Genomic DNA, 21599 nt, shown 5'->3' on the forward strand with positions numbered 1-21599 from the left:
GGGTTGGGGCCTCAATTCGGGGGTATCGGAAGAATCGGAGCGCTGGTCGTCGGAGCCGCCGGGCATGCCGCGTCACCAGCGGGATGCGTCGCAGTCGTGTCATCACCAGTCGCCGGGTTGTGCAGAGACACCACCACCTGGCAAGTGCCGGCGTCGTCGCGCTGGAACTCCACGTCCGTGACGCTCACGCCCTGCGCACCGGTGCCGCCGGCACAGTTGCCGTGCGCGTCGCAGTACGCGGCGACGGATGCGGCGACCTGCGCGTCCGTGGCTGATTGGCCATCGTTGCCGTTGTGCCCCGGGGTGCCCCGGAAGTCGGCGGCGTGCGACGCGATGTAGCTCGAGGCCGCGGCCGAGATCTCGTCAGCGGTCGGCGGCCTGCCAGGAGTCGGCGGGTTCACCGTCAGGTAGTCCGCGACGGCGGTCGCGACCATCGCTGGGGTGGCATCCTGCCCGTTGGCCGGCGGGTGCGCGCGGAGCTGCTCGGCGACGGCGTCGTCGATCTGTGCCTGCGTCGGGCCGGTGGCGACCGGTACCGGTGCGGGTGCGGGTGCGGGTGCGGGGGCGGTCGGCGCGGCGGGCTCGACGACCGGGGTGCCGCCGAGGCGGAGCACCTGGTCGCGCAACTTCGCGGCGTCGACGGCGTTCTGGTTGGACTGGGTGGCGACCTCGCCGAGCTGCCCGCGGATCTCCGACAGGCGAGGCACGAAGTACACGACCGCGGCGACGATGCAGAAGAGAAGCACACCGAGCGCAATCCAGGTGGACCGCCGGCCACGCAGGTCTTTCGGTGCGTTCTCGGATGTGCTCTCGACTATGTGGCGCGCCTGGTCATTGGTCACAATTCCTCCTCCTTTCGGAGTGATTCCTGTATGTCGTCGATTTCCTCTGGGGTGATTTCCCCGTCCCGCACCGCTTCGAGGAGTTTGATCGCGGTCTCTTTCGATGCCTTGCGGGCGACCTGCTTGTTTCCGCCGCGCCGCGCGGGGCGAATCGTGTTCCATATGAGCACGAACGCGGACGACAGTGAACCGATAAGGATGGATACACCGACAAGCAGATCTTTGATGTCACCCACCGACACCTCCTTTCAATTCCCCAAAGGATCAGTGCGAACCGACGTCGGCGTCATAGACGGCCTTCGAGCCGCCCGACACTTCACCAGCGATAACGAAGAAGGCAGTCGATACAGGCTTCACTAGCACCTGCACGGTTACCCCCTGCTCGTTCATGAAGTTGGCGGGCAGCAGAAGGCGTTTAGTAAAGAACTGGGCACCGCTGCCCGTCGTGGTCGATGAGGTGACCGTGGTCGTTCCGTCGGTGACCAAAACTCGATAGTCGAAGTTTGTCACGGAGAACGTGTTGCCGTTCGCGGTGGTCAGCACAGTGAATGTGCCGGTGACCTGAATGGACGGGTTGTAAAAAATCGCCGCCAGTTGGGCAATCGTGACCTCGGCCCCGGCGGCAACACTGAAGAACCCGCCACCCGCGAACAGCGGCGGCAGCGGCATGGTGACGATCGGCGCGGACAGTCCGTACCCAGCGGACTCGTCGGTCTGCAACATCGCGTTTCCGGACAGGTCGTTGATCCGCAGCTGCTGCTTGCTGCCGTACGTAGCGGCACCCGGCCGGATCGTCAGCGCCGGCCCACCATCCTGGTACTTCAGCACGGTGTCCACCACCGGATTGCCCGAACCGTCCACAATGGTCGGGTCGGGGTAGATCTGGAACGAGCCATTCGGCCCCGCCGAGAACGGGTATTTCGACTGCCGTCCCTGCTCGGCCGCGACCTGGTCCCGGTCCTTGAACTGGTTGGCGATCACGTCGCCGCCGGTGAAGTTGACCTTTGGTGTGTTCACCATCAGAAGGCCCCTCTCGCGTCGAGGGCGTGGGTCACGGTGTTGGGGTCGCTGCCGTTCGCCAAGCCGATGATGCGCACCGAGTACAGGCCGTCCGGGATCCACGGGTGGCCGATCACGTTGTAGGTCGCGAAATAGCCCGGGTCATACGACCCCAGCGGCGAGACGCCGTCGATGCGGATGAAGGGTTTCCAGGTCTCGGTGGACTTTCCGTAGAGGCCGATGTCCGCCGTGGCGTAGGCGTTGAGGACGTCCTGGCTGGATTCCGACGAGTGGTTGCTGTCGACGTAGTCCAGCAGCGGCCACCCGTTAGTGATCAACCCCGGGTTGTTGGCGTACCCGCTGAGTTGTGTCTGCGAGTTGCCCGCGCCCTTGACCCACGCGGCCGTAGCCACAGTGGACCCATCGGCGTCGAGTGGTAGACCCTGGATCGTGCTCTTGTAGTCGAACGCAACCGGCGCCCCAAGCTGGGTGATGTAGGGCTTGCCGATGGCCATGCGGTGCCGGATGAAACGGCCACTGCCCGGCACGTTCAGCAGGTACGGGGCGAAGTCGACGTCCGGTCCGCCGCCGACCTGGGTGAGTTCCTGCAGCCGTTGCCCGCACGGGGCGAGGTCGAACCCGTTGTACGTGCGGGTATTGGTGCCGGTTCCGGAGTCGGCCGGGATGTCCACGGGCAGCGCGGATCCCGGTCGCCCGGTCATGGTGACGGCGTTGCGCACGATCGCCGCGGCGATGTCCCACAGTTGCCCCGTGATCGTCACGTCGGCCGACGGGTCGGTGATCAGTGTGGTGGCGGGGTCGTAGGCCGGGTGGTGCAGGTTGCGGCGGTTCAGCAACGACCAGAAGCCGCCGAAGCTGACCTGCACGGTGCCGCCGGCGTCGTCGACCGGGTAGGCCGTGATCGGGCCGGCGTTGCACACGTAGTCGCCCCACAGGACCGCGATGGAGAACCGCCACGGGATCATCAGCGAGCGCAGCACACCGGGCGCCCAGCCTTGGGACTGCAGCGGCATCGTGATCTGGTTGGCGGTGCTCGCGTTGATCTGGCGGGCCCAGGTCGGGGGCGCGTTGATCGGGAGCTCGGCCGAACCGACGACACGGCCCGAGGTGGACGAGTAGACCAGCGCGGTGTAACCGCCGATGCTCACGGCTCACACGTCCGGGATCAGGGTGGCCGGGCCCAGACGGGTGACCTTGAAATACGACCTGCCGCCGGCGTCTGGTTTCGAGTCCAACCCGCCGGCGCCCGACAGCCGGGAGAACGTACCCACGAACGTCCGGGTACCCGTCGCGGTCGGCTTGAGCAGGAACTTGTACGTCTTGAACAGCGGCTGGTTGACCGGTTCGTTCTGGATATCGTCCTCAAACTGGATTGCGCCCGAGACGTTGGTGTCCCGGATGCGCACCTTGAACACGTCGGTGCCGATGGACAGCTGGTGAGCGAACCCCCACTCGACCTCGTACGCCTGGCCGTTGACGACCGGGAACGACCCGGTGCCCGTGTTGGTCAGGATCTCGGTTCCGCTCGAGGTGGTGGCCAACGTGGTACCGGTGACGTAGCGGTTGCCACCGACGACCTGGTTGGGCGAGTTGGTGTAGGTGATGATGTTGACCCAGCTCGCCGTGCTGTCCGACCAGCGGTCGATGCCGGTCCCCGTGTCTCGCAGTTCGCCGTCGCGGAAGCCTGGATCGGTGAGCAGGTCACCGGCGCCGATGTCGAGCAGTCGCCGGATGCCGCCGTTGAGCGTCGTGCTTTTGCGCATGGGGGTGATCTGGGCGTTGGTGATGGTGGTCGCCAGCGCGTTCACGCGCGCCGAGGCGAGCAGCAAACAGCCGGCGGGCAACGTCGGCAACACCGGGCTGGCATTCGGCGAGCCCGTGATGACCTCGATCGCCGCGCCCAGCGGTCCGGGGTCGGACAGCGCGGTGTCGCGAACACGCACCACGATGGCGTCCAGCCGCGGGTTGGTGGGGTCGGCGTCGGCTACGCGCGGGTTGGACACCGACACGCTGTATGCCTGGTACACCGCGTTTCCGGCTCGGTAGACGATCGCCGTGCCGGGGTAGACGACCAGCGTCAGCGACGGTGTTCCCTGAGCTGCCACAAGGAAGTCGAAGTGCAGCCCGTTGAAGCTTGCCGCGGGAACCACGCCGCCGCGCCACACCTGGTTGGGAATGATCGCCGAGATCTGGGGGTTGGCACCGGCCCAGTAGCCGCCGTCGTGCTGGCGCCCCTCGAGCGCGGCGTTGAGCGACTGCAGCGTCCACGCGCCGTCGATGGGAACGTTGGTCAAAACCATGTCGGAACCTCTCTACCAGCTCGCGTTTTGCCATGAGGCGGAAAGGGTTCCGCTGCCACCGGACGCCGCCAGCGACACCGTGACGGACCCGCCGGGCGGGATGGAGAACCACTGTGCGGCGGACAGCAGCGTGAAGCGGTCGGACCCGTTGAGCGCCACGGAGCGGATCTCGGGATCGGTGACGATCACGACGTTGTCGCTGGCGCCCAGGGTGTCGGCGTAGGCGATCTGCGCCCCGGTGCCGGTGTTGGTGAGGACCGGCAGCGTCAACGGCCCAGCGAACGTGAACACGGGCCAGCTCTGCGCGGTCCCGGTGTTCTGCATGACGAACGAGCCCGACGACGAGACGCTGCCCCAGTTCAGCCCGCCACCGGTAGACCAATCGAGCCCGCCGCCGGTGGACCAGTCCAGGCCGTTGCCGAAGATCGGCAGCGACGTGACCGCGGTCTGCACGTTCGCGTCGAGGTAGCGCCCGTCCGCTGCCCACACGGAGAACTGCCACTGGAACAGGTACGGGTTGCCGCCGAAGGCGATCTTCACTTCCGACGCCAGCTCGACGAGGACCGTGCGCGCGGCCACCCCGTCGTCCATCGTGAACAGCTGCTGCCCGCCGTCCGGGAATGCCCGGGCGATGAGATCTCGCGCCTGGCGCGCGGTGACGCGGCCCTGCGTTGCGCACCAGCCGGTCAGCGTGACCGTGCGCGAGTCCCGGAAGGACGGCGCACGGAAGCTGCCGTCGGCGTAGGGCTTCGGGCTGGTCCGCATCCTCGGCGCCGGCATGTTGAGCGCGTCCTGTGAGGACACTCCCCACATGGCGTTGTTGTCGTCGAGCACGCCCGCGTTCCAGCCGTTAATGGAATACGTCGGATACGTCAGGACTGCGGGCATGCTCGACCCCTCTTAGACCGTGCGAAGTGCCCACAGCACTTCAGCGGACACCAGTTGCGCTGTATCGCTGGAACTCGCGCCCGCAGGCGGATACACGTTCACCGTGACGTGCGGTGCCACAGGGCCAGATGACGTCGAGGACGAGGCCATCGCGGCGGCACCGCCCGACGTCGCCGCGGGCATCATGCGGTTGGCCGCGGCCAGCAGGTCGAGGGAACGCCGCGAGTCGTCCAGCGGGATGTAGGCCTCCGGGACTGTGGCGTCCCCCATCCACTTCAACGTGCCGGGCGCCACGACCTGCGCGATTCCCGCCAGAGCGTTGGCCGACGTCGGTGTCGGCAGACCGCCGTCGGCGAACATCTTCACCGGCGCCTGGATCGAGCCCTCCGCCTGCATCGAGCCGGCCATGCCGGTGCCGATGCCGATCGACGCCGAACCGCCGATGGTCTTGATCTGGATCCGGATCACCCGGCCGTCGTTGCCCCGGACCAGGCCGTTGATCGCGTCCTGCGCGGCTTGGGTGTCGCCGGTGATCTTGATCTGCTTGCCGTCGGGCAGCTGGTACACCGCCTGGCCGACGTTGTTGATTTTGACCTTGAGGCCGTCGGACTGGGCCTCGGTCACCGACATCTTGCCGATGGTGTCCTGCAGCGACTGGGGAAGGTTTCCCTTGAACGCGTCGGCGAGTTTGACCGCCTCGGCGTTCTGGGCGTGCAGTCCGTCGGTGAGCTTGCCGGCCGCGGTGGTCGCGGTCGAGTTGGCCTGAGCTGCCTGCCCGGCCGCCTTCTCCTCGTTGGCGAAGGCCTGCTCGACCGCGAGCAGCGCCGTGGCCTTCTGGGCGGCCGTCGCCTTGGTGTCACCGGACACCTTGTTGTAGCTGGCCAGCGCGGTCTTGCTGGACTCGACCGAACCGCGGTACGCCAGGTTCGCGTCCTGGCTGGCGTAGATCGCCTGCGTGGCCGCGTTGGTCGCGTCCCGGTTGGCCACCTGCGCCTGAGTCAGCCCGGTCAGGCTGCCCTCGGAGAGCAGATAGGCGTCGTTGGCTTCCTTCTCCGCCTTGATCTGCTCGCCGACCGCGCCGGTACCGTTCATGATCGCCGAAAGCTGCTGCAGCTGTGCGTCGTGCAGCTTGATCGTGCTGCCGGTGACCAAACCGTTGGTGTAGTTGGTCTCGGTGCCGTATCCGGTGACCTTGGTCTTGACGTCCTCGTAGGCGCCGCCATTCTTCAGCAGCTGCTCGTTGAGCGACTGCAGGCCCTTGATCGAGTCCTGGCTCAAACCCTGCTGCTTGCCGATGGCGGCGATCGAGTCGTTCGACTTCGTCGTCAGGACGTCCAGCGCGCCGGCGTTCCCGGTGATGGCGAGCTGAGCCTCGCCCAGGGTGCCGCCGAAGACCTTCAGGTTGGAGGCCGCGTTCTTGTCGGCCAGCGCCTTGTTGTTCGTCGCCGCGGTGGCGTCGCCCATGGTGCCGTTGTCCTGGCGCAGCGCGTCGGTGAGCTGCAAGACGTTCTGCTTGTGCTCGGCGACCTTCTCGGCGGCCTTCTGCTGCGCCTCGCCGAACTGCTGCAGCAACAAACTGCCGCCGACCATCGCCAGGCCGAGTGGGTTGAACCCGGTGTCCACGATGGACCCGAGTCCGGCCTTGAGCTTGCTGGTGCCGTTCTTGTCGGCGTCCTCCATCGCCGTCTTGAACGGGGTCGTTTTCTTGCCCGCGTCGTCGACGCTGCCCGCGAACGCTTTGAGCCCAAACCCGGTCGCGCCGAGGCTGGTACCGAACAGCTTCGCGACCGAGTTCACCGCGCCCAGAGAGCCGGCCGACTGCGCGAGCGGACCCGCCCACGCGCCGAGGCCCTTCGCCACCTGGTTGACGATGCCGAGCATCCCGCCGACCGTGCCGATGAAACCGCTCGTCGCGCCCTGCAGCGCTGGCATGCCGTTGGTCGTGAGCGTGCCGATGATGCCCTCGACCTGGCCGAGTGACGCCCGGAACTGCGGCAGCACCGCGTTGGCGCCGTTGGACAGGTTCGCCAACAAGGTGCCGATGAAACCTTCGAGGTCGCGGACGATCCCGCCGGTGGTCTGCATCGCCTGGTTGGACGAGTCGGCGCCGGCGGCCATGTTGGTGAACATGTCGCCCACGCCCGCGCCGGTCTGCTCGGCCATCGACCGCAAGCCCTGCAGTGGCCCGTTAGAGTTGCGGACCGCCGTCAGCATGCCCGGCACCGCGTTCTCGGCGAAGTCCGTCACCGAGCCGGTCAGCATCTTCACCGCGGGCACGCTGTCGTCCATGGCCAGCTGGATCTCAGGGGCCATGCGGTGGAAGCTCGCGCCGAGGTCGTCAGCCGCGGTCGAGAGCGGGCCGACCATCACCTGGGACATCGAGTTGATCGAGTCCTCGACGTGGTTCTGCATGTCGGTAAAGGACTTCACGACGGTCTGGTTCGAGCTGACCGACTTGGCCGCGATGCCGATAAACAATGCAGGTACCAGCGCGAAGGACGCACCGACCGCCAGCGCGCCGGCGGCAGCCGCCGCCGGGAGCCCGGCGAACATCGCGGCGAACTGGATCAGCGAGAACTGGGAGTTGACCTTGTCGACCTGGGCCTTGGCCGCGTCGGCCAACTTCGGGCTGCGCTTGAAATCGTCGCCCAGGCCGCTGATCTTCTCTTCGAACTTCTTCGTGTCAAGGTCGGCCTCCACCACGACACGCTTGCGGGTGGCGAGTAGCGCGTCGATCTTCGCCTGTGCCTTCGCGATGTTCGCGTCGACGTCGAGTTTGGTGTTGCCGCGCTTGGATTCCAGGTCGGCGATCTTGGCTTGCGCCTTCGCGACGTTCGCGTCGATCTCGATCGTGGTGGCGTTCTTCTTCGCCGCGAGCTCATCGATCCGCGCGCGAGCCCGGGTGATGTCCGCGTCGGTGGGGATCTTGATCGCGGTGCCGGCTTCGGTGTCCCGCGCGAAATTCTTGACCTCTTCACGGGCCTTGGTCATGGCATCGTCCACCGTGGTGGTGATCTCCATATACGCCTTGGCTACGCGGATTCCCTCGTCGTTGGCCACGATCAACCCCTCACCTGAACTGCATCGCAGCCATCTCTTCAGCGCTGATGTGAGTGACTGTCTCGCCGGGCTCGAGGAACGCCGACATCATCGGATCGAGCGGCACGGTTTCGGCCGGCGGTTCGGCGAGCAGGCGGTCGATCGCACACCGGCACGCCCCGCCGTACGCGGGCAGATGCTCGACGAATCCCCAATACAATCCGGGGTCTAGCTCAAGCGTTTGGTCCGGCAAGAGCCGGTGGTACCGCGACAGGTCGCTGGTCACTGCCGTCTGCAGTTCCGGGTGAGCTGACCAACCGATCCGGTCCACCCACGCCCGTGTCTGCGCCAGCCAGTCGGGGATCCCGTCCGGTGACCGCTCCGGCGTCACTTTTGGGTGGCACCACGCCCGCGATCTTGTACGACACTGCCGCCAGGATCGCGTCGAGGTTGTGGTCCATCACGTCGCTCGGCTCGGCGAGCGCGCGGTCCATGAACTTGCGGAATCCGTTGTCGCTGATCATCCAGCGCGCGGCCATTACGGTCGCGTACTCCGCGCCGACCTCGGACACGTTCGTCCGGTGCGCCAGGCTTTCGGTCACCGAGGCCTTCGCGATGAGTGTGTAGTCGTGTCCGTCCATCCGAAACAGGAACTCGACCGGCCGCTCGGCTGCGGGCGTGGTCGGGCGGTCAGGAATGTCGATGGTCATGGTGTCCTCTCACGGAAGGGTTTGGGCGCCCACCACGCGCCGGCCGACGCTGTGGGCTCTAGCGGCCGTGACCCGCCAGCCGAAACAAGACGGCCTAGGCCGTGGCGTTCATCGTCTTCATGCCCCACGGGGCGATGGAGTTCGACACGAAGTGGCACATCGCCGAGACACCGGCGAACATGGACTTGTTCGTCTTGTCCGCGGTGTAGGTCAGGTCGGAGACCTGCAGCACCTTGCGCAGATTGATATCGCGCTTCTGCCCGGCGAAACCGGTGTCCGACACCGGCGCCTTGCCCCGGATGAGGATCTTGAAGTACACCGGGTCGTTCGCGACGAGGTCCGCCACCGGCTCGAACGCGTCCATCGCGGTCGCGCCGGTGCCGGTGGTGGTGATCGTGCCGCCGTTCATCAGCGTCTTGAAGTTCGTCGAGTTGACCTTGGTCAGTGGGATCGCCGCGGCGGTCGCCGCCTGGTCCAGAGAGGACGCCAGCGGGAAACCCGACTGGTCGACGTACTGCTGGACGTACTTCATGCCGAACACGAGCTTGAGCCCGCCGTCGGTGGCGCCGGCGTAGATCCAGTTCGCGGCGGCCGCGGTGGTCGGGGTGGCCGGCTCCACGGCGAGGGCGTCGGTGAACGGCGCGACGTAGATGTCGCACGGGCCGACTGTGAGGTCGCTTGAGGACACAGGCATGTCAGTTGCTCCCCGCGGTCTTCGAGGTCACCGCGGCGAGATCGCCCGGCTTGGTGGTCGGCACGACGGTCGGCACAGCGTCTCCGGGCTTCGGGTTCGATCCCTCGACCGCGGTGACATCGGGCTCGCTGCCGAGCGCCGTGTGCCACGCGGCGATCTCGTCGGCGGTGCACTCGGTGACGCCGCCGCCCACCTGCCCGCGCAGACCGGCCGCTTCGTCGTCGGGCAGCTCGCGCACGCCCCAGGGTGTGTTGTACAGGGCCATATCGGCCACGCTCCTAAATAGTCGGTGTCCAAATCAGCTGGGCGTCGAGGGTGACGTGCGCCAGTGCTGCCGTGTCGCCGTGAACCCGCACCGGGCCATCGGAGATCCACGCTTCATTGATCAGTGCCGCCGGGAATCCCGGGATGATGTTGTTCGCCATACGCGGCACGCTGCGCGCGATCGCCTCGCCCGCACCATCGGCCTTCCCCCACGGGGGTACTTCCGTTGGGCCTGAATAGAAAACGTCGATCTGCACGCGCATCGTGCGCGAGCCGACCGGCGCCATGCTCGGGTCCAACGTCGTGGCCACCGTGAAGTGCCGGACGAATCCGTCCGGGACGGTCGAGCTGGTGAGGGTGTCGCCGATCGGCAGGGCTGTCATCGTGGCCAGCCACGCCGCCGCGACGGTCTCGTTGGTGGCCATGCCAATCACGGGAGTGAACACAGCGGCCCCCTCCCTACTGCGTGATGACGCGTTCGGTGTGGATCGATGGCCGCAAGTACGGCTCCGGAGCGAACTTGTCCGTGCCCCGCTCGACATAGGCGCCGTAGTCCGCATTGGACTCAATCCGGTAACCCGCCGACGCCGATCCCGTGCTCTCGATGCGGGACACGAGGTTTCCCGTCCGGCGAGGTGCGCGCTGCCTCGCCTCGTCGGTCACCGACTTGATGACCGCGTCGCACGCGTCGACGATCGACGCTTCGAACTCGGCCATGCCTTCCTCGTCGATCTCGACACGGCCACTCACCCGGCACGCACCTTCGCCATGACCAGCCAATCGCCCCGCCGTAGCGGAGACCGCCGAGCGGCCGTGACGTCGAACATCGTCCCGTCGGCCCCGCGCAGCAGAGTGGCCGACGTGATGTTCTGGGTGCCCTTGCGGATGTAGAGCTCCCACTGCTGCACCACGGAGACCTTCCCCGTCGCCGGGTCCGTCACGGTCTCCGTGGTGTCCACGATGGACGCAGGGATTGTCTCCAGCACCGCGCCCAGCGTGGGGTCGCCCCAGCTGTCAGTGCCCGGTTGGCCGAGCACCTCGACCGTGGTCTGGTACGCGAAGCTCATGGCCCGCTCCAGAGATACGGATCGTTGATCCCGCCGTACCGAATGGACTCGCCATCGAACTGGTCCTGCAGGAACAACGCGCCGAGCTCAACGTCCCATTCGCGCTGCATCTCCACCGACACCAGCGAGCGGTCCTCAGTCCCGCCGACCTTCAAACTGGCCAGCAGCGCCTTCTCATCCTCGGACAGGAAGACGCCCTTGGCGACGTTCTGGGCGTACCCCTGGGTGAAAGCACCCGCGCCCTGGTAGGTCACCGCGTCGGGGTTGCGGAACGCCCGCTCAGCGGCCCGCAACGCGATGACCCGCACCACCTTCGGCACGATCGTGGGGTCGGTCCACGCTTGCCCGACCTCGGTCTCGATGAGGTCGGACGCATCGGAGAGTGCGGCGGATGCACGGGCGTAGTCCGGGGTGCCGTCCGTCAGAGTCTCGCCGAGCCGGTCACTGAGATCCGCAACTGTGCCGTACATCCGCCGCCGCCGATCAGGTGCTCAGCGTCAGCTTGCAGCCACGGACGAACGCGCCCGCGGTGCCGCCGGCCGTGGTGGTCGCCACGGTGACCGTCGGGGTGCCGCCGGTCAGACCGGCCGGGTTGCCCGTCATCTGGTCGACGTTGGTTCCCGCCGGGAAGGTGACCGTCCACACGCCACCGGCCACGCCGGTGACCTGGCAGTCCGGAGCGACGTTCAGGTCGTTGATCGCCTTGCGGACCTGCGCCGACGTGCCCGCGAACGGGATCGTCGCCGTGGTGCCCGTCAGGGTGTTCGCGGTGACGGTCAGCGTGAAGGTGCCGCCCGTCGCGCCGCCGCCGATGGTGACGGTCTGGACCTCGGCCGACTTGCCGTCAGTGACGACGTTCGCGCCGATGTAGGCGTTGACGATCGAGCGGTCGGCGAGGACCGTCGCGTCGTAGTCACGCAGCCACCGCATCGCCAGGCCGTTGTAGGACTGCTGCACGCCGAACGTGGCGCCGTCCGGCACGACCGGAGCTGCCATGGCGCACGCAAACGCGGCCTTGTGGAACACGTACGCGCTCTTCGGGTCGATCGCCTGCGACAGGTACGCAGGCATGCCCGCGATGGTGGTGACGCGGGCGTCGATGATCGCCGACGGGGTCTGGCCAGTGGAGTCGTAGCGGTTGAACTGGTCGAAGGACATGATCGTCTCTTCGACGTCGGACCCCATGACGATCACGCGGTCGGCCAGCGGCACGAACTGCTTGTTGAGGTAGTTGCGCGCCTTGATGAACGCCGTCGCCGGGCGGCTGGTGGAGATCGCCGCGTTGTCAATGCTGAGTTGCGCCGCGGTCGGGTAGGTGGCGCCCTCGATCGCCGCGGCGACTTGGTTTTCCATCTCCCGGGCGACCGCGCGGACCTGGGGCTGCAAGATCTGCGTCCCGAAATCCTTGATGTCGAGCGTCAGCTCGGCGTCGGTCACGCGCACCGCGCTGTAGACGTCGTTCGACAGCTTGATGTCGACACCGACCTCGTTGATGTCGTCCAACACGATTGTTCCGGTCGAGCGCAGACCGCGGGTGTGGGCGTCAAGGCGGGCCGGGACGCGCAGGGTGACGGTGTCACCGAACGCGCCTTTGAAGTCGGCGATGCCGTAGTTCCACACCAGACCGGGGAGAACGATCTCCCGCTCGAGGATGCCGAGCGCCGCCGAGGCGATCACTGTCGGCTTGAGGTATGCGTTGGCCATGACGGCCTGCCTTTCGGTTGGGGGTTGCCGCTAAACGGCGTGACATTCAGCGGCAGCCCCCACGAGAGGCCACCGTGTCCTAGCGGCGGATTTGCGCCGCGAGCTTCGCCGGATCGGTTTCTTCCGGCTCTTCGTTCGGCTTCGAGCCGGCACGAAGTTTCGGGATCGGCCGGCGATCAGGCGGGCCACTGGCCGCGGCCGTTCCGCCGAACGTTTCGAGCAGATCAGCGGCGTCGGCGTCGAGTTCTTCTTTCGTGGTGCCAACGAGCCGCTTCGCCTGCGCTTTGGTGAGACCATGCTCGAGGCCGATGTCAAGCTTGAGCAGTTCGAGCTCGGCCTTCTCGGCGCGCGTCGCGAGCGCCGTGTGAGCCTCTTCCCGCTTCTGCTGCTCGGACTTGGACGCGTCGGCCTTCTCCTGCTCGGCCTTGCGGAAACCAGCCAGCTCGGTCTCCAGAGCGGTCGCCTTCGTCTTCGCGGCGTTGCGCTCTTCGCGGATCGCGGCCAGCGCGCGCTGCCCCGGCTCGCCGAGCTTGTCCTCGCCGTCGATCTTCTCCTGGGCGGCAGCGGCCGCGGCTGATGCGGCGGCTGCTGTGGCGGCGTCCGCGGCGGTCGCTTCGGCGGCCAGTTCTGCGTCAGTCTTTTCGGGCATGACAAATGTCCCTCTCGAAGGGTGGTTGGCCGCGGGCATCGCGCGGGCGGCCGGGAACTACAGCAGCGACAACATCCGCTCAAGCTGAGCGATGCGGTCGGTCTGGTATTTCCGTGCGGCGTCGGACTTCGTTGACCCCACGGTCGTGCTCAGCGCGGCGTGTTCCGCGCTGTACTGCGCCCGGAGTGAGGCGTCGTCGGGAACGGCGGATGCAGCCGACGCGGTCGGCGACTTCCGTTCCGGGCGCGGCCCACGGCCGGACAACTGTTTGCCGTCGCGCCACGCGGTGACACGACCATCGGGCGCCGTCTTGGTGATGACGCCCTTCTTATTCGGCTTGCTGGTGTAGCCGTTCCACTCGCGGCCCTCGACCTCGGCCCGGAACTTTGACAGCGCAGCCTTGCCGTACAAGCCTTTCGTGGACGTCGCCCACAGCTCCTGCATGTCCCGCTGCAGCTTCGGAATCGGCTGCCCGATCCGGAACACGGGGCCGGGAACACAGCGGCACAGGCCGTGCGCGGCGAACCCGACGTGAGCTTTGGTGTAGGTGTTCGCCTGCAGCATCTTGCAGAACCCGCACGCGTCCGGCCGAGCGATCCGGGTCGCCCCGTAGCGGGCCTGAGGGTCCTGGGCGATCGCGGCGAGTGTCGTGTCGCGGCCACCGGCCAGCACGGCCGTGTTGACCGTCTCCGACGTCGTCACGAACCCCGTCGTCATCGCCTGCTCGGGTTTGCGGCCGAGCTTCTGCTGATGCAGCACCGTGCCCGGGCCGGTGATGAGCAGATCCTGAGTCAGCGTGTCCAGGTCGACCGGCGCCGGCAGAACCGGCCGGAACGGGGCGAGGTCGCCGGTGACCAGCGCCCGAACCGTGTTGTAGTCGGTGACCGCCTGGTCAGATGACTTCTTCCACCACCGGTTGACCAGCCCGAGCGTCTGCTGTAGCCAGTCCGATGTGGACGAGACCACGTGCAGCGGGTCAAGCAGCTTCCACAGGATCGCCATCTCGTCGAGCGCGCCGGCCGACAGCGCGTCCTGCGACGTCTTCGCCGAGGTCTGCGCCGTGGCGACGGCCAGATCAGCCGGCACCGGTCGCCGCCGGTGCCGGAGCGCCACCGGCGGGAGCCGGAGCCGTCGCGGGCAGCCAGCTGCCGCCCGCGTCGGACTTGGACGACGCCATGATGGAGTCCTTGACCGCGAACCCGGCCGCCTTGAGCGCGGTGATCGGGTCCTGCTCCTTCTGCAGCCGGATCGACTCGCTGATGTCCTGCTGCGTGAAGCCCGGGATCTTGGACCAGAGCACCTGTGGCGGGATCGCCAGGCCCTGTGCGAGCTTCACGAGTGGGTCCGATACCTGGGCGAGGGATCGGACGCCAATGTCGGCCCAGGTGACCTCCGCGTCGGGTTCCTCGTCCACGCGCCCGTCAGCGAACGCCATGAGCTGCAGCAACGCTTCGAACTGTTCACCGAGCTGCAGCTTGTAGCCCGCGATCTTCGAGTCGTGGCCTTGGCCGGACGCCGTGAGGGTGCCCTCGCCGATGTTGGTCAGATCAGCCATGAGGGCCTGGGCGGGTGTGCGCGACGCGATCGCCATGTGAGCGGCGGCTTGGTCGATGACGCGCAGGTACCCGTCCAGCGGAGTGCCGGCCGCGGTCGCCAGCCTGGCATCAGCCGCCGGGGTTGTCAGGATCCGCTTGGCTGATACCTCGATCGGGATGGGCTTCTTCGTGACCGGGTCCTTCGGCTGCTCGATACCGGAGGCCAGCACGATGCGGTGCGCGCCGTAGTTCGAGACGATCAGCATGTCCATGATGGACTGCGTGAGGCGGTCCTGTAGCCGGATGTGCGGCTCGACTTCGCCGATGTGGCGGCCCTCGAGGTCCATGTCCGGAGTGATCCGGATGAACGGGCACTTCCCCATCATGTGAGGGGTTAAGCCCTTGACGATCAGCTGGCCGTCGGCGTTGCGGCCGATGTCGTAGAAGTAGTTGTCGTCGACAAGGCCCTTGATCGTGCCGTTCGTCTTCGTCAGCAGCACGTACTCGGGGTACACATCGGATGTCGGGTCGTCGTAGATCGCGAACGCCTGCCGCGCGGAGTAGCACTTCACGACCGCAGACGGCGTACCGCGCACCACCGACGCATACGAGCACCCGTTCGCCACGGCCGAGGAGATCAGCTTCGCGTGCTTCGCGTCCATCCCGGCCGTCTGCCAGGACTTCCACGTCGGGGAGTCGTCCTTCGCGCCCGGAGTTCGGTAGCCGGAGATCCGCAGGGCGTCCGCCGACGAGTCGACGATCAGGGGCAGCAGGTTCAGCCGCGCGCGCTCGCGCAGCTGCCGGAACTCCACGGTGGCGTTCTGCGGAAGGTACGGGAGGTCCTGCTCCCCCTGCATGTACGCGTCGACCCGCTTGAGACGGGCGACCTCGTGCCCGCGGTCGACGTCGACCTGCTCGGTCAAGCTCTTGATCAGTTCCAGTGTCAGCGGTTCTGGTGCAGCCACAACGAACCCCCTCTCACTCCTGGAACACGGACCGGTCCACCGGCGTCTCTTCGGTCTTGCCGGACAGGAGCACCAGGCGCCGTGCGAGCCGCGCGAGGACCATCGTCACCGCAAGGTCGACCTTGTCTTTCGAGTCGCGGTTCGCCTTGCCCAGGGAAAAGCCCCACTTGTTCGGGCGCCGGCGGGCGTGCCGGACGTGCATCCGCAGGCCGGCGTCGCCGTCCCACTTGAGGGTCTTGTCTTCGTCGATGGCTTGCACCGTCGCCATGGCTTCTTCGGTGAACAGCCGGTTTCGGTCGGCGCCGCCCGGACCCGAGGTCCGCATGTCGAACACCGTGTGGTTTGTTGCGCTGGCCTTGATCAGCAGGTCGTCGCGGAAGTCCTGGTGCCACTGGTCAAAGCAGGCACCCCAGTACGCCGACTCGTCGGCGTCGTCCCGGGCCGGAGACGGATCCCCGAAGAACGCCACGACCCGGTAGGCGGTGCGGAGCATCTCCACTTCGGTCATGACCTCGTCGCGTGGAACGAGCCATCCCTTTCCGCGGTCGCCGTGCGGCTTCTGCCACAGTCGGATGGTCTGGACGAAACCGTCGTCGATTCGGCATGCGATCAGGCCGGTCGAGTCCTCCGACTTCGAGCAGTCCAGCGCGATGGCGATCATCTGGCCGGGCGCGATCCGGATGTCCGGGTGCGCGCCTTCGTCGAACGCGCGCGGGTCGATCCAGCCGGACTCGTTGGCAGCGGTGGCGTTGAAGTAGTAGCGGAGCGAGTCCGCGACCGGGGTGGAGGTGTCGTAGATTTCGCCGGTGATCCGGTCGAGGTCCACCCACGGCGCGTCCGCGTACGCCGCGCGAAGACCTAGTTGGACATCGAGGTCCGTGTGCAGCGACAAGTAGGCCGGGGCCTCACAGGAGTCGTAGAGGATGTCCTGCCGCGGCGTCTTGCCGGCGACCTGGTTCTGCCACGACTCAAACGTGTCCTCCGCGACCGAACCGCCGCCCTCCTCATGGGCGTTGGTGAACTCGCAGATCCGCGCAAGCCCGTCCGGAGACTTCGCGACGTTACGTCGGACCACGTCGGCCATGGCCTTGCCGCCGGACGACGTCGTCATGTGGTGCGGTTCCTCGAGCGCGATGAACGTCGCCGGGTCACCCTCGGCGGACTTCACCGACGTGGTGAGGATCTGCATCCGGCTGCCGGACTTCGCCGCCGAGCCAAGCTTGCCGGCGTCGAACCCGATGGCCATCTTCAGCCGCTTGGACACCATCGCGTTCGCGACGAGTAGTACGTCCTGCGCCTGGCCCTCGCTGTTGGCCGCGATCTGGACGAGCGCCACGCGGTGCGCGACACCGACCGGGTTGCCCAGTTCGTCGAAGTGGTGGAAGACCACCGGCCCTGCGAACTCGATGAGCAGCATCGCCGCCGCGAACGGCGACTTGCCATTGCCCTTCGAGCGCCTGTTCACCGCACGCCGGTAGAGCCACTTGCCCTGATCATCGACGGCGTAGAACTGGACCAGGAAACGCTTCTGCGCGCGGGTGAATCGCCACGGCTGGCCGGTCAGGTGGTGCACGAGCCACTGCTCGGCCCACAGGATGACGTCGAACCCCAGCGTCGCCGGAAGGTTAGCCAAGTCATCTGGCCACGGCAGCGAACGCCACGCGCCGTAGACCCGGTCCCGGTAGTAGCCAGTCGGCGGCTCAATCTCGTCGAACCGCAGGTCGGTCGGGGCTTCGAGGAGAGCAGTCACGATCGCCCCCTCAGCCCCGAGCAACTACTCCCGGAGAGTTCTCACAGACCCGCTGCTTTCGCGCGATCGATCGGAGTGACATTCGCCAACTCTGGGACTTCCTCACCGCGCTGAACCTCGATCTTCAGGCGCCGGCGGGCCGACTCCAGCGTCATGAGCTCGGCCATCATCGACCGGACCTCCGCCATCTTCATCGCCGTCCAGCCCTTCACGACGATGCCGCGGATGAAGTCGTCGATCGCGAGCATGTAGATCCTCGCGGTCTGCCAGTCCGACGCGGTGTAGAACTCGTCGTACCCGGAGACCTTCATCGACGCCCACAGGTCGAGGGTCATCGGAAGTGGTTCGTCGACGCCCTCCGGGAAAGCCAGCGGAGGCTGTTCACACGAACCCTGCGCCACCGGCTTCGACACGTTGTCCGGGTGATCCGGGTGGCCGATCGCCGTAGTGGCGTGACCGAGTTTGACGTCCGAGCGTTTGCGGTTCGCACCGCCGCTCCTGCCTGCAACTCCGGGCATGATTCACAACCCAACTGTCAACAAAGGACGGACGACCGCCCCTCGCGGCGACCGGCATCGCGCCGACCGACCAAGGCTTGCCTAACCAGAGCTCATTCGCTGAGGGCACTCACAGGCCCTAACCGACCGACCAGGGCCCCTAAGGGGCGGAGGGGGAGTCGGGGGGTGGGGTGAGTTGCTCCCTCGCGAAAGTGTTTTGTCAATGAAAACTTTCATTTTGTTTCGATCGTGCGATCAGGCTCGGCGACGGTTGGCTGGTCGCCGGCCGGGCGTAGCCCTGGGTGCGGGGGTACTGGGCGCAGGGTACGTGGCCCTACCCCCCGTGCTGCTAGTCCTTCAGCTGCTGACTTCGCTCGATGATGTGTGTCGCAGATCCGACGCGCGTTCTCCACCCGGTCGCTGCCGCCCGCTGAGTGAGGCGTGACGTGGTCGGTGTCGCGTGCTGGTGCGCCGCATCGCTGGCCATTCTCCACCACCTCACAGCGTCCGTGTGAGCGTCGGGCCACTATGGCCATGGTGCGATGCCACTCGCGTGAATGGACGCGGCGTTGGGCGCGCTGCCATCCCCCGCTCATCGCGAACGCGGCGGCTGTCCGATGTCGTGCATCAGTGGCGGTGCCGACATGACGACCTCCCCCCGACCTGTTGGTGAGCGCCATCCTGGGCATGAGAAAGCCCCGGCCAGTTAGCTACTGGTCGGGGCTTCTCGAAGTCTTCGTTGGAGACAGAGGTCCAACATCAAGATCGTACGTTCGGTGCAGGTCAGCTGTCAACCAGGGTTGCGCCGAGGCGTGAAATCAGAGTGCCTTCTGCCGGCGGGTGTACGCGGCGACGTGCTGCTCGATGTGTTGTCTGATCTGAGCCGCGGACCAGTTAGGTTCGATGCCGACGTAGATCCAGTTGATCGCGTCATTGGCGAACTCAAGCATCGCCCACTGCAGATCCTTCCGGGCCTTCGGGTCGTCGGTCGCTGCTTCGATGGGGCCGCGGGCCTCTCGGCGGTCCAGGCTCGCGGTCATCGGGTCAGGTTGGTCCGGGCTCATGCCGCTACTTTCCGAACGTCGGGGTGGTGGTTGATGAGTCGGTCGGTTGCGGCCGACCGTTACTCGCTTATCTCGGTCTCGCCGTCGCGTTGAGCTTCGCGTTGAGCGCGTCAGCGACCTTGCACCAGTGTGGGTCGTGCGGGTTGCCGGTCGTTCCCCACGGCAGCATGAGCTGGTCACCTGTCGCCCTGGGTATGACGTGGATGTGCAGGTGGAAGATGCTCTGCGTGGCCGGTTTGCCGATGCTGGTCAGGATGTTCGAGTGGTCCATCTCGCGGGCCAGTTCGGCGGCGCGGTGCATGGTGTAGGCGGTGACGACGGGGTCGGTGGTCGCGTCGTCTACGTGCTCGCGTGGGACGACGAGGACGTGCCCCTCGACGACGGGGTCGAGCGGTTTGAACGCCACGGCGTCCGGCCACTCGCGGACGATCGCAGCAGGCGCGGTGCCGGCCACGACCTCGCAGAACACGCAGTCGCTCACGGTCGGCATGTCGTCATCCCGCCTGTTCGATGTCACGGTCGTAGATGGTGTCCTGCGCGGGCAGGAGGTGCACCACGGCGAGCGAGATGAACCGCGGCGGTGGCGCGGGCGGGTAGGCCTTGCCACAGCGGACGGCTACACCGCGGAGCACGGTGACGCCGTCGTCCCCGATGCCGACGAGGTGGGCGACCGCATCCAGCAGTGGCGCGGCTCCGATGACGATCAGGTGGGAGCCGACGAGGACGCTCGCCGAGGGTGGTGTGGTGGCCGTGACTCTCAGCCGCTCCGGGGACCGCGGCCCGTCGGCGTTGGGCACGCGAACCGGCGGCGCAGTGAGGCGTGCGAGGTCGTCGGCGGTGAGGTTGGCGACGGCCTTGATCATCGCGTCGTAGATGTCAGCGGTCCGTTGGCCGACCGCGACTTCGCCGAACAATCCGCGCGGGCACGGGATGAGGGTACGCACCATGCTGCGCGGCTGGCCGTAGCTGAACCAGCATTCCCACTCCGCCTGGGTTCCGACCATCGGGCGGGTGTCTCGGGTGATGACCACGCTCGCGGCAGTGAGTCCCAACCATCGGTCAGGCGGGTCTGCGGGTGCGGTGCCGGTTCGCCAATGGACGTCGATGAGTTCGATGATGGCGTCGGGTCCGCCGGTGAAGCCGCGCTGGTAGTTGGTGCGGACCTGCTCGCGCCAGTCGGCGGGCAGTGTGACGGTGTCGGTCATTGGTCAGCCTGCCTGTTCGAGGGGTAGCGCACCGCGGCGCTTGCGGAAGGACTCGAGGGCTTGCGCGCGGGTCACAAGCCTCCGGGAGCGGGTCCCGGAGACGGTCCAGCTGTCCTCATGCGACCAGCGGCGCAGCGTGCCCACCGGGACGCCGAGCTCTTCGGCGAGCCGGGCGTAGTCGCTCTGGCCGTCGCCGAGCTCATGCCAGCGGCTGCGTGGCCAGACCGTGCCACAGTTGGAGCATCTGAGTTCGGTGGCGTCGGTGCGAACGCGGAGTCGTGCGCCGCACTCGAGGGTGACGGGGCGCGTGGCTGTGTCGATGCCGAGTACCCGGACCGTGCAGGTGCCGAGCCGGATGGTTGGGGCGTCCATGCGGCCGGCCGATCGCAGTGCGGCGAGTACGGCGTGGACTTCGGCGGCGAAGTCGGCGAGCCACTCCTGCCCCATCACCCAATGCCACTCAAACTTCAAGGTACCGATCTCACGGGCCATAGTGACCCGGCCGTCCGGGACCGTGCCCCGGAGCTGGTCCCGCGCGGTGTCGAGAGACCGTTCCTCCCTGACCTCACGGGCCCACCCGGCGATGCTGGCGAGGGCCGCGGGTGGTTGCCCGGCCGACGTGGACGAACGGACGTCGGTGTGGACGATGAGCCCGTCAACGGCGGGTGAACGTGGACCCGGGACCGGTCGGCTGCCGCCGGCGTTGCTGCCTGAGCCGCCAGGGATCAACTCCTCGACGTCCGTCAACTCGTAGTACAGCCGGCCCAGTTCGGTGACGGCCTTGGCGAGTTTCTCGCTGCACGGGTCGCAGGCGAGGCGGCCGGGTGCGGCACGGTAGGCGACGCCGTCGTTGCAGCTGCAGCCGAGGACGCACGTCCTGATCGTTGCGGTCATTCGCGTGCCTCTCGTCCGTCCAGGGAGGAATGGGTGTGCAGCCAGCCGTCTGGGCCGTGGGGGTTCGGGACCAGTTCGACCTCGGGGACGCAGACGCAGACAGGTCCGTTGGTGTCGTGTTCGATCAGGTCGCCGATCGGGTGGACGTGCACGACTCCGGTGTCGATGGGCAGCGCTTCCCACCGCTTCACCCTGGTCATCGTCTTGGTCCCCGCGGATTGGGTTGGACGCGGTAGCGACCGCGCCCGCAGGTGGCGTCACGTTCCCCGAAGATCGGTGACCTCGGTGGGTCACCAGCGCCGTGCTCGTGCCTCTGCCCGCAGTACGGGCACCTGACAGCGACGATCCCGCCGCCACCGTCGTAGCCGGTGAAGACCACTGGGACACGGCCATGGAGGATGGCCTCAGCGGCTAGAACCTCAGGGCTCTGAGTCCGGCGCCCAACAGCGCGGGCGGCGGCCTCGAATGGTTCCAGCGGCACGCACTTCGGAAAGCTGTCGCGCCATGCTTGC

Annotated in this window: 27 protein-coding genes; all 27 read right to left on the reverse strand. The window is 67.1% G+C overall.

All coding sequences use genetic code 11. The annotated features are described in order from the left end of the window. Positions 1-11: 11 nt before the first annotated feature. The 27 genes from JWQ81_RS08525 to JWQ81_RS08650 all read right to left on the reverse strand — a co-directional run bounded on the left by JWQ81_RS08525 (position 12) and on the right by JWQ81_RS08650 (position 21287). Complete coding sequence (locus JWQ81_RS08525; RefSeq protein ID WP_297539365.1) at positions 12-842, reverse strand: hypothetical protein; 831 nt, start codon at positions 840-842, stop codon at positions 12-14. Beyond that, the gene (locus JWQ81_RS08530) at positions 839-1078 is read right to left on the reverse strand and encodes a hypothetical protein (protein WP_297539367.1); all 240 of its coding nucleotides are present in this window, start codon (positions 1076-1078) and stop codon (positions 839-841) included. The genes JWQ81_RS08525 and JWQ81_RS08530 overlap by 4 nt, the downstream gene beginning before the upstream one ends. A gap of 28 nt (positions 1079-1106) precedes the next feature. After that, entirely contained in the window at positions 1107-1862 is a 756-nt protein-coding gene (locus JWQ81_RS08535; protein ID WP_297539369.1) for a hypothetical protein, read from the reverse strand. Next, on the reverse strand, positions 1862-3010 hold the full coding sequence (locus JWQ81_RS08540) for a hypothetical protein (protein WP_297539371.1): 1149 nt from the start codon (positions 3008-3010) through the stop codon (positions 1862-1864). Before JWQ81_RS08540 ends, JWQ81_RS08535 begins: the two co-directional genes overlap by 1 nt. Before the next feature lie 3 nt (positions 3011-3013). Continuing rightward, a complete protein-coding gene (locus JWQ81_RS08545) occupies positions 3014-4162 on the reverse strand; it encodes a hypothetical protein (protein ID WP_297539373.1) in 1149 nt (382 codons plus the stop codon). Positions 4163-4174: 12 nt separating this feature from the next. After that, positions 4175-5050, reverse strand: a complete 876-nt coding sequence (locus JWQ81_RS08550) for a hypothetical protein (RefSeq protein WP_297539375.1) — start codon at positions 5048-5050, stop codon at positions 4175-4177. A gap of 12 nt (positions 5051-5062) precedes the next feature. Next, positions 5063-8110: a hypothetical protein gene (locus JWQ81_RS08555; RefSeq protein WP_297539377.1), complete on the reverse strand. Its 3048-nt coding sequence runs from the start codon at positions 8108-8110 to the stop codon at positions 5063-5065. A gap of 10 nt (positions 8111-8120) precedes the next feature. After that, positions 8121-8342 carry a hypothetical protein gene (locus JWQ81_RS08560; protein WP_297539379.1) on the reverse strand — a complete coding sequence of 74 codons (222 nt, stop codon included), beginning with the start codon at positions 8340-8342 and terminating at the stop codon, positions 8121-8123. Continuing rightward, positions 8323-8799: a hypothetical protein gene (locus tag JWQ81_RS08565; RefSeq protein WP_297539381.1), complete on the reverse strand. Its 477-nt coding sequence runs from the start codon at positions 8797-8799 to the stop codon at positions 8323-8325. Before JWQ81_RS08565 ends, JWQ81_RS08560 begins: the two co-directional genes overlap by 20 nt. A 94-nt stretch (positions 8800-8893) precedes the next feature. After that, positions 8894-9493 (reverse strand): hypothetical protein, encoded by a 600-nt coding sequence (locus JWQ81_RS08570; RefSeq protein WP_297539383.1) that lies wholly within the window; start codon positions 9491-9493, stop codon positions 8894-8896. A 1-nt stretch (position 9494) separates the two neighbouring features. After that, entirely contained in the window at positions 9495-9758 is a 264-nt protein-coding gene (locus JWQ81_RS08575; RefSeq protein WP_297539385.1) for a hypothetical protein, read from the reverse strand. Positions 9759-9771: 13 nt separating this feature from the next. Continuing rightward, positions 9772-10182: a hypothetical protein gene (locus JWQ81_RS08580; protein ID WP_297539387.1), complete on the reverse strand. Its 411-nt coding sequence runs from the start codon at positions 10180-10182 to the stop codon at positions 9772-9774. Between the two features lie 34 nt (positions 10183-10216). Further along, complete coding sequence (locus JWQ81_RS08585; protein ID WP_297539388.1) at positions 10217-10507, reverse strand: HK97 gp10 family phage protein; 291 nt, start codon at positions 10505-10507, stop codon at positions 10217-10219. Beyond that, complete coding sequence (locus tag JWQ81_RS08590) at positions 10504-10824, reverse strand: hypothetical protein (protein ID WP_297539390.1); 321 nt, start codon at positions 10822-10824, stop codon at positions 10504-10506. Before JWQ81_RS08590 ends, JWQ81_RS08585 begins: the two co-directional genes overlap by 4 nt. After that, a complete protein-coding gene (locus JWQ81_RS08595; protein WP_297539392.1) occupies positions 10821-11294 on the reverse strand; it encodes a hypothetical protein in 474 nt (157 codons plus the stop codon). Before JWQ81_RS08595 ends, JWQ81_RS08590 begins: the two co-directional genes overlap by 4 nt. Before the next feature lie 13 nt (positions 11295-11307). Beyond that, positions 11308-12528, reverse strand: a complete 1221-nt coding sequence (locus tag JWQ81_RS08600) for a P22 phage major capsid protein family protein (protein ID WP_297539394.1) — start codon at positions 12526-12528, stop codon at positions 11308-11310. A 79-nt stretch (positions 12529-12607) separates the two neighbouring features. Next, positions 12608-13177: a hypothetical protein gene (locus JWQ81_RS08605; RefSeq protein ID WP_297539396.1), complete on the reverse strand. Its 570-nt coding sequence runs from the start codon at positions 13175-13177 to the stop codon at positions 12608-12610. A 57-nt stretch (positions 13178-13234) separates the two neighbouring features. Continuing rightward, positions 13235-14263 carry a hypothetical protein gene (locus JWQ81_RS08610; protein ID WP_297539398.1) on the reverse strand — a complete coding sequence of 343 codons (1029 nt, stop codon included), beginning with the start codon at positions 14261-14263 and terminating at the stop codon, positions 13235-13237. After that, positions 14253-15677 carry a phage portal protein gene (locus JWQ81_RS08615; protein WP_297539400.1) on the reverse strand — a complete coding sequence of 475 codons (1425 nt, stop codon included), beginning with the start codon at positions 15675-15677 and terminating at the stop codon, positions 14253-14255. Before JWQ81_RS08615 ends, JWQ81_RS08610 begins: the two co-directional genes overlap by 11 nt. A 13-nt stretch (positions 15678-15690) precedes the next feature. Beyond that, positions 15691-17427, reverse strand: coding sequence for a hypothetical protein (locus JWQ81_RS08620; protein WP_297539402.1), 1737 nt, complete (start codon positions 17425-17427; stop codon positions 15691-15693). 41 nt (positions 17428-17468) lie between these two features. Beyond that, entirely contained in the window at positions 17469-17945 is a 477-nt protein-coding gene (locus JWQ81_RS08625) for a hypothetical protein (RefSeq protein WP_297539404.1), read from the reverse strand. A 212-nt stretch (positions 17946-18157) separates the two neighbouring features. After that, complete coding sequence (locus JWQ81_RS44835; RefSeq protein WP_366942272.1) at positions 18158-18613, reverse strand: HNH endonuclease signature motif containing protein; 456 nt, start codon at positions 18611-18613, stop codon at positions 18158-18160. 129 nt (positions 18614-18742) lie between these two features. Continuing rightward, positions 18743-18964, reverse strand: a complete 222-nt coding sequence (locus tag JWQ81_RS08630) for a hypothetical protein (RefSeq protein ID WP_297539406.1) — start codon at positions 18962-18964, stop codon at positions 18743-18745. Between the two features lie 91 nt (positions 18965-19055). Then, positions 19056-19478 (reverse strand): HIT family protein, encoded by a 423-nt coding sequence (locus tag JWQ81_RS08635; protein WP_297539408.1) that lies wholly within the window; start codon positions 19476-19478, stop codon positions 19056-19058. 4 nt (positions 19479-19482) lie between these two features. After that, on the reverse strand, positions 19483-20193 hold the full coding sequence (locus JWQ81_RS08640) for a hypothetical protein (protein WP_297539410.1): 711 nt from the start codon (positions 20191-20193) through the stop codon (positions 19483-19485). Positions 20194-20196: 3 nt separating this feature from the next. Continuing rightward, positions 20197-21087 (reverse strand): hypothetical protein, encoded by an 891-nt coding sequence (locus tag JWQ81_RS08645; protein ID WP_297539412.1) that lies wholly within the window; start codon positions 21085-21087, stop codon positions 20197-20199. Next, on the reverse strand, positions 21084-21287 hold the full coding sequence (locus JWQ81_RS08650) for a hypothetical protein (protein WP_297539414.1): 204 nt from the start codon (positions 21285-21287) through the stop codon (positions 21084-21086). Before JWQ81_RS08650 ends, JWQ81_RS08645 begins: the two co-directional genes overlap by 4 nt. Positions 21288-21599: the final 312 nt, after the last annotated feature.

It is taken from the genome of Amycolatopsis sp. (assembly GCF_025464955.1).
GTDB lineage: Bacteria > Actinomycetota > Actinomycetes > Mycobacteriales > Pseudonocardiaceae > Amycolatopsis.

What these genes read in the sequence shown, in the direction of transcription:
- JWQ81_RS08535 (WP_297539369.1), bottom strand. Translation starts at nt 1,862, where the DNA reads ATGGTGAACACACCAAAGGTCAACTTCACCGGCGGCGACGTGATCGCC.
- JWQ81_RS08545 (WP_297539373.1), bottom strand. Translation starts at nt 4,162, where the DNA reads ATGGTTTTGACCAACGTTCCCATCGACGGCGCGTGGACGCTGCAGTCG.
- JWQ81_RS08550 (WP_297539375.1), bottom strand. Translation starts at nt 5,050, where the DNA reads ATGCCCGCAGTCCTGACGTATCCGACGTATTCCATTAACGGCTGGAAC.
- JWQ81_RS08565 (WP_297539381.1), bottom strand. Translation starts at nt 8,799, where the DNA reads ATGACCATCGACATTCCTGACCGCCCGACCACGCCCGCAGCCGAGCGG.
- JWQ81_RS08570 (WP_297539383.1), bottom strand. Translation starts at nt 9,493, where the DNA reads ATGCCTGTGTCCTCAAGCGACCTCACAGTCGGCCCGTGCGACATCTAC.
- JWQ81_RS08575 (WP_297539385.1), bottom strand. Translation starts at nt 9,758, where the DNA reads ATGGCCCTGTACAACACACCCTGGGGCGTGCGCGAGCTGCCCGACGAC.
- JWQ81_RS08580 (WP_297539387.1), bottom strand. Translation starts at nt 10,182, where the DNA reads ATGGCCACCAACGAGACCGTCGCGGCGGCGTGGCTGGCCACGATGACA.
- JWQ81_RS08590 (WP_297539390.1), bottom strand. Translation starts at nt 10,824, where the DNA reads ATGAGCTTCGCGTACCAGACCACGGTCGAGGTGCTCGGCCAACCGGGC.
- JWQ81_RS08595 (WP_297539392.1), bottom strand. Translation starts at nt 11,294, where the DNA reads ATGTACGGCACAGTTGCGGATCTCAGTGACCGGCTCGGCGAGACTCTG.
- JWQ81_RS08600 (WP_297539394.1), bottom strand. Translation starts at nt 12,528, where the DNA reads ATGGCCAACGCATACCTCAAGCCGACAGTGATCGCCTCGGCGGCGCTC.
- JWQ81_RS08605 (WP_297539396.1), bottom strand. Translation starts at nt 13,177, where the DNA reads ATGCCCGAAAAGACTGACGCAGAACTGGCCGCCGAAGCGACCGCCGCG.
- JWQ81_RS08625 (WP_297539404.1), bottom strand. Translation starts at nt 17,945, where the DNA reads ATGCCCGGAGTTGCAGGCAGGAGCGGCGGTGCGAACCGCAAACGCTCG.
- JWQ81_RS44835 (WP_366942272.1), bottom strand. Translation starts at nt 18,613, where the DNA reads ATGCCCAGGATGGCGCTCACCAACAGGTCGGGGGGAGGTCGTCATGTC.
- JWQ81_RS08630 (WP_297539406.1), bottom strand. Translation starts at nt 18,964, where the DNA reads ATGACCGCGAGCCTGGACCGCCGAGAGGCCCGCGGCCCCATCGAAGCA.
- JWQ81_RS08635 (WP_297539408.1), bottom strand. Translation starts at nt 19,478, where the DNA reads ATGCCGACCGTGAGCGACTGCGTGTTCTGCGAGGTCGTGGCCGGCACC.
- JWQ81_RS08640 (WP_297539410.1), bottom strand. Translation starts at nt 20,193, where the DNA reads ATGACCGACACCGTCACACTGCCCGCCGACTGGCGCGAGCAGGTCCGC.
- JWQ81_RS08645 (WP_297539412.1), bottom strand. Translation starts at nt 21,087, where the DNA reads ATGACCGCAACGATCAGGACGTGCGTCCTCGGCTGCAGCTGCAACGAC.
- JWQ81_RS08650 (WP_297539414.1), bottom strand. Translation starts at nt 21,287, where the DNA reads ATGACCAGGGTGAAGCGGTGGGAAGCGCTGCCCATCGACACCGGAGTC.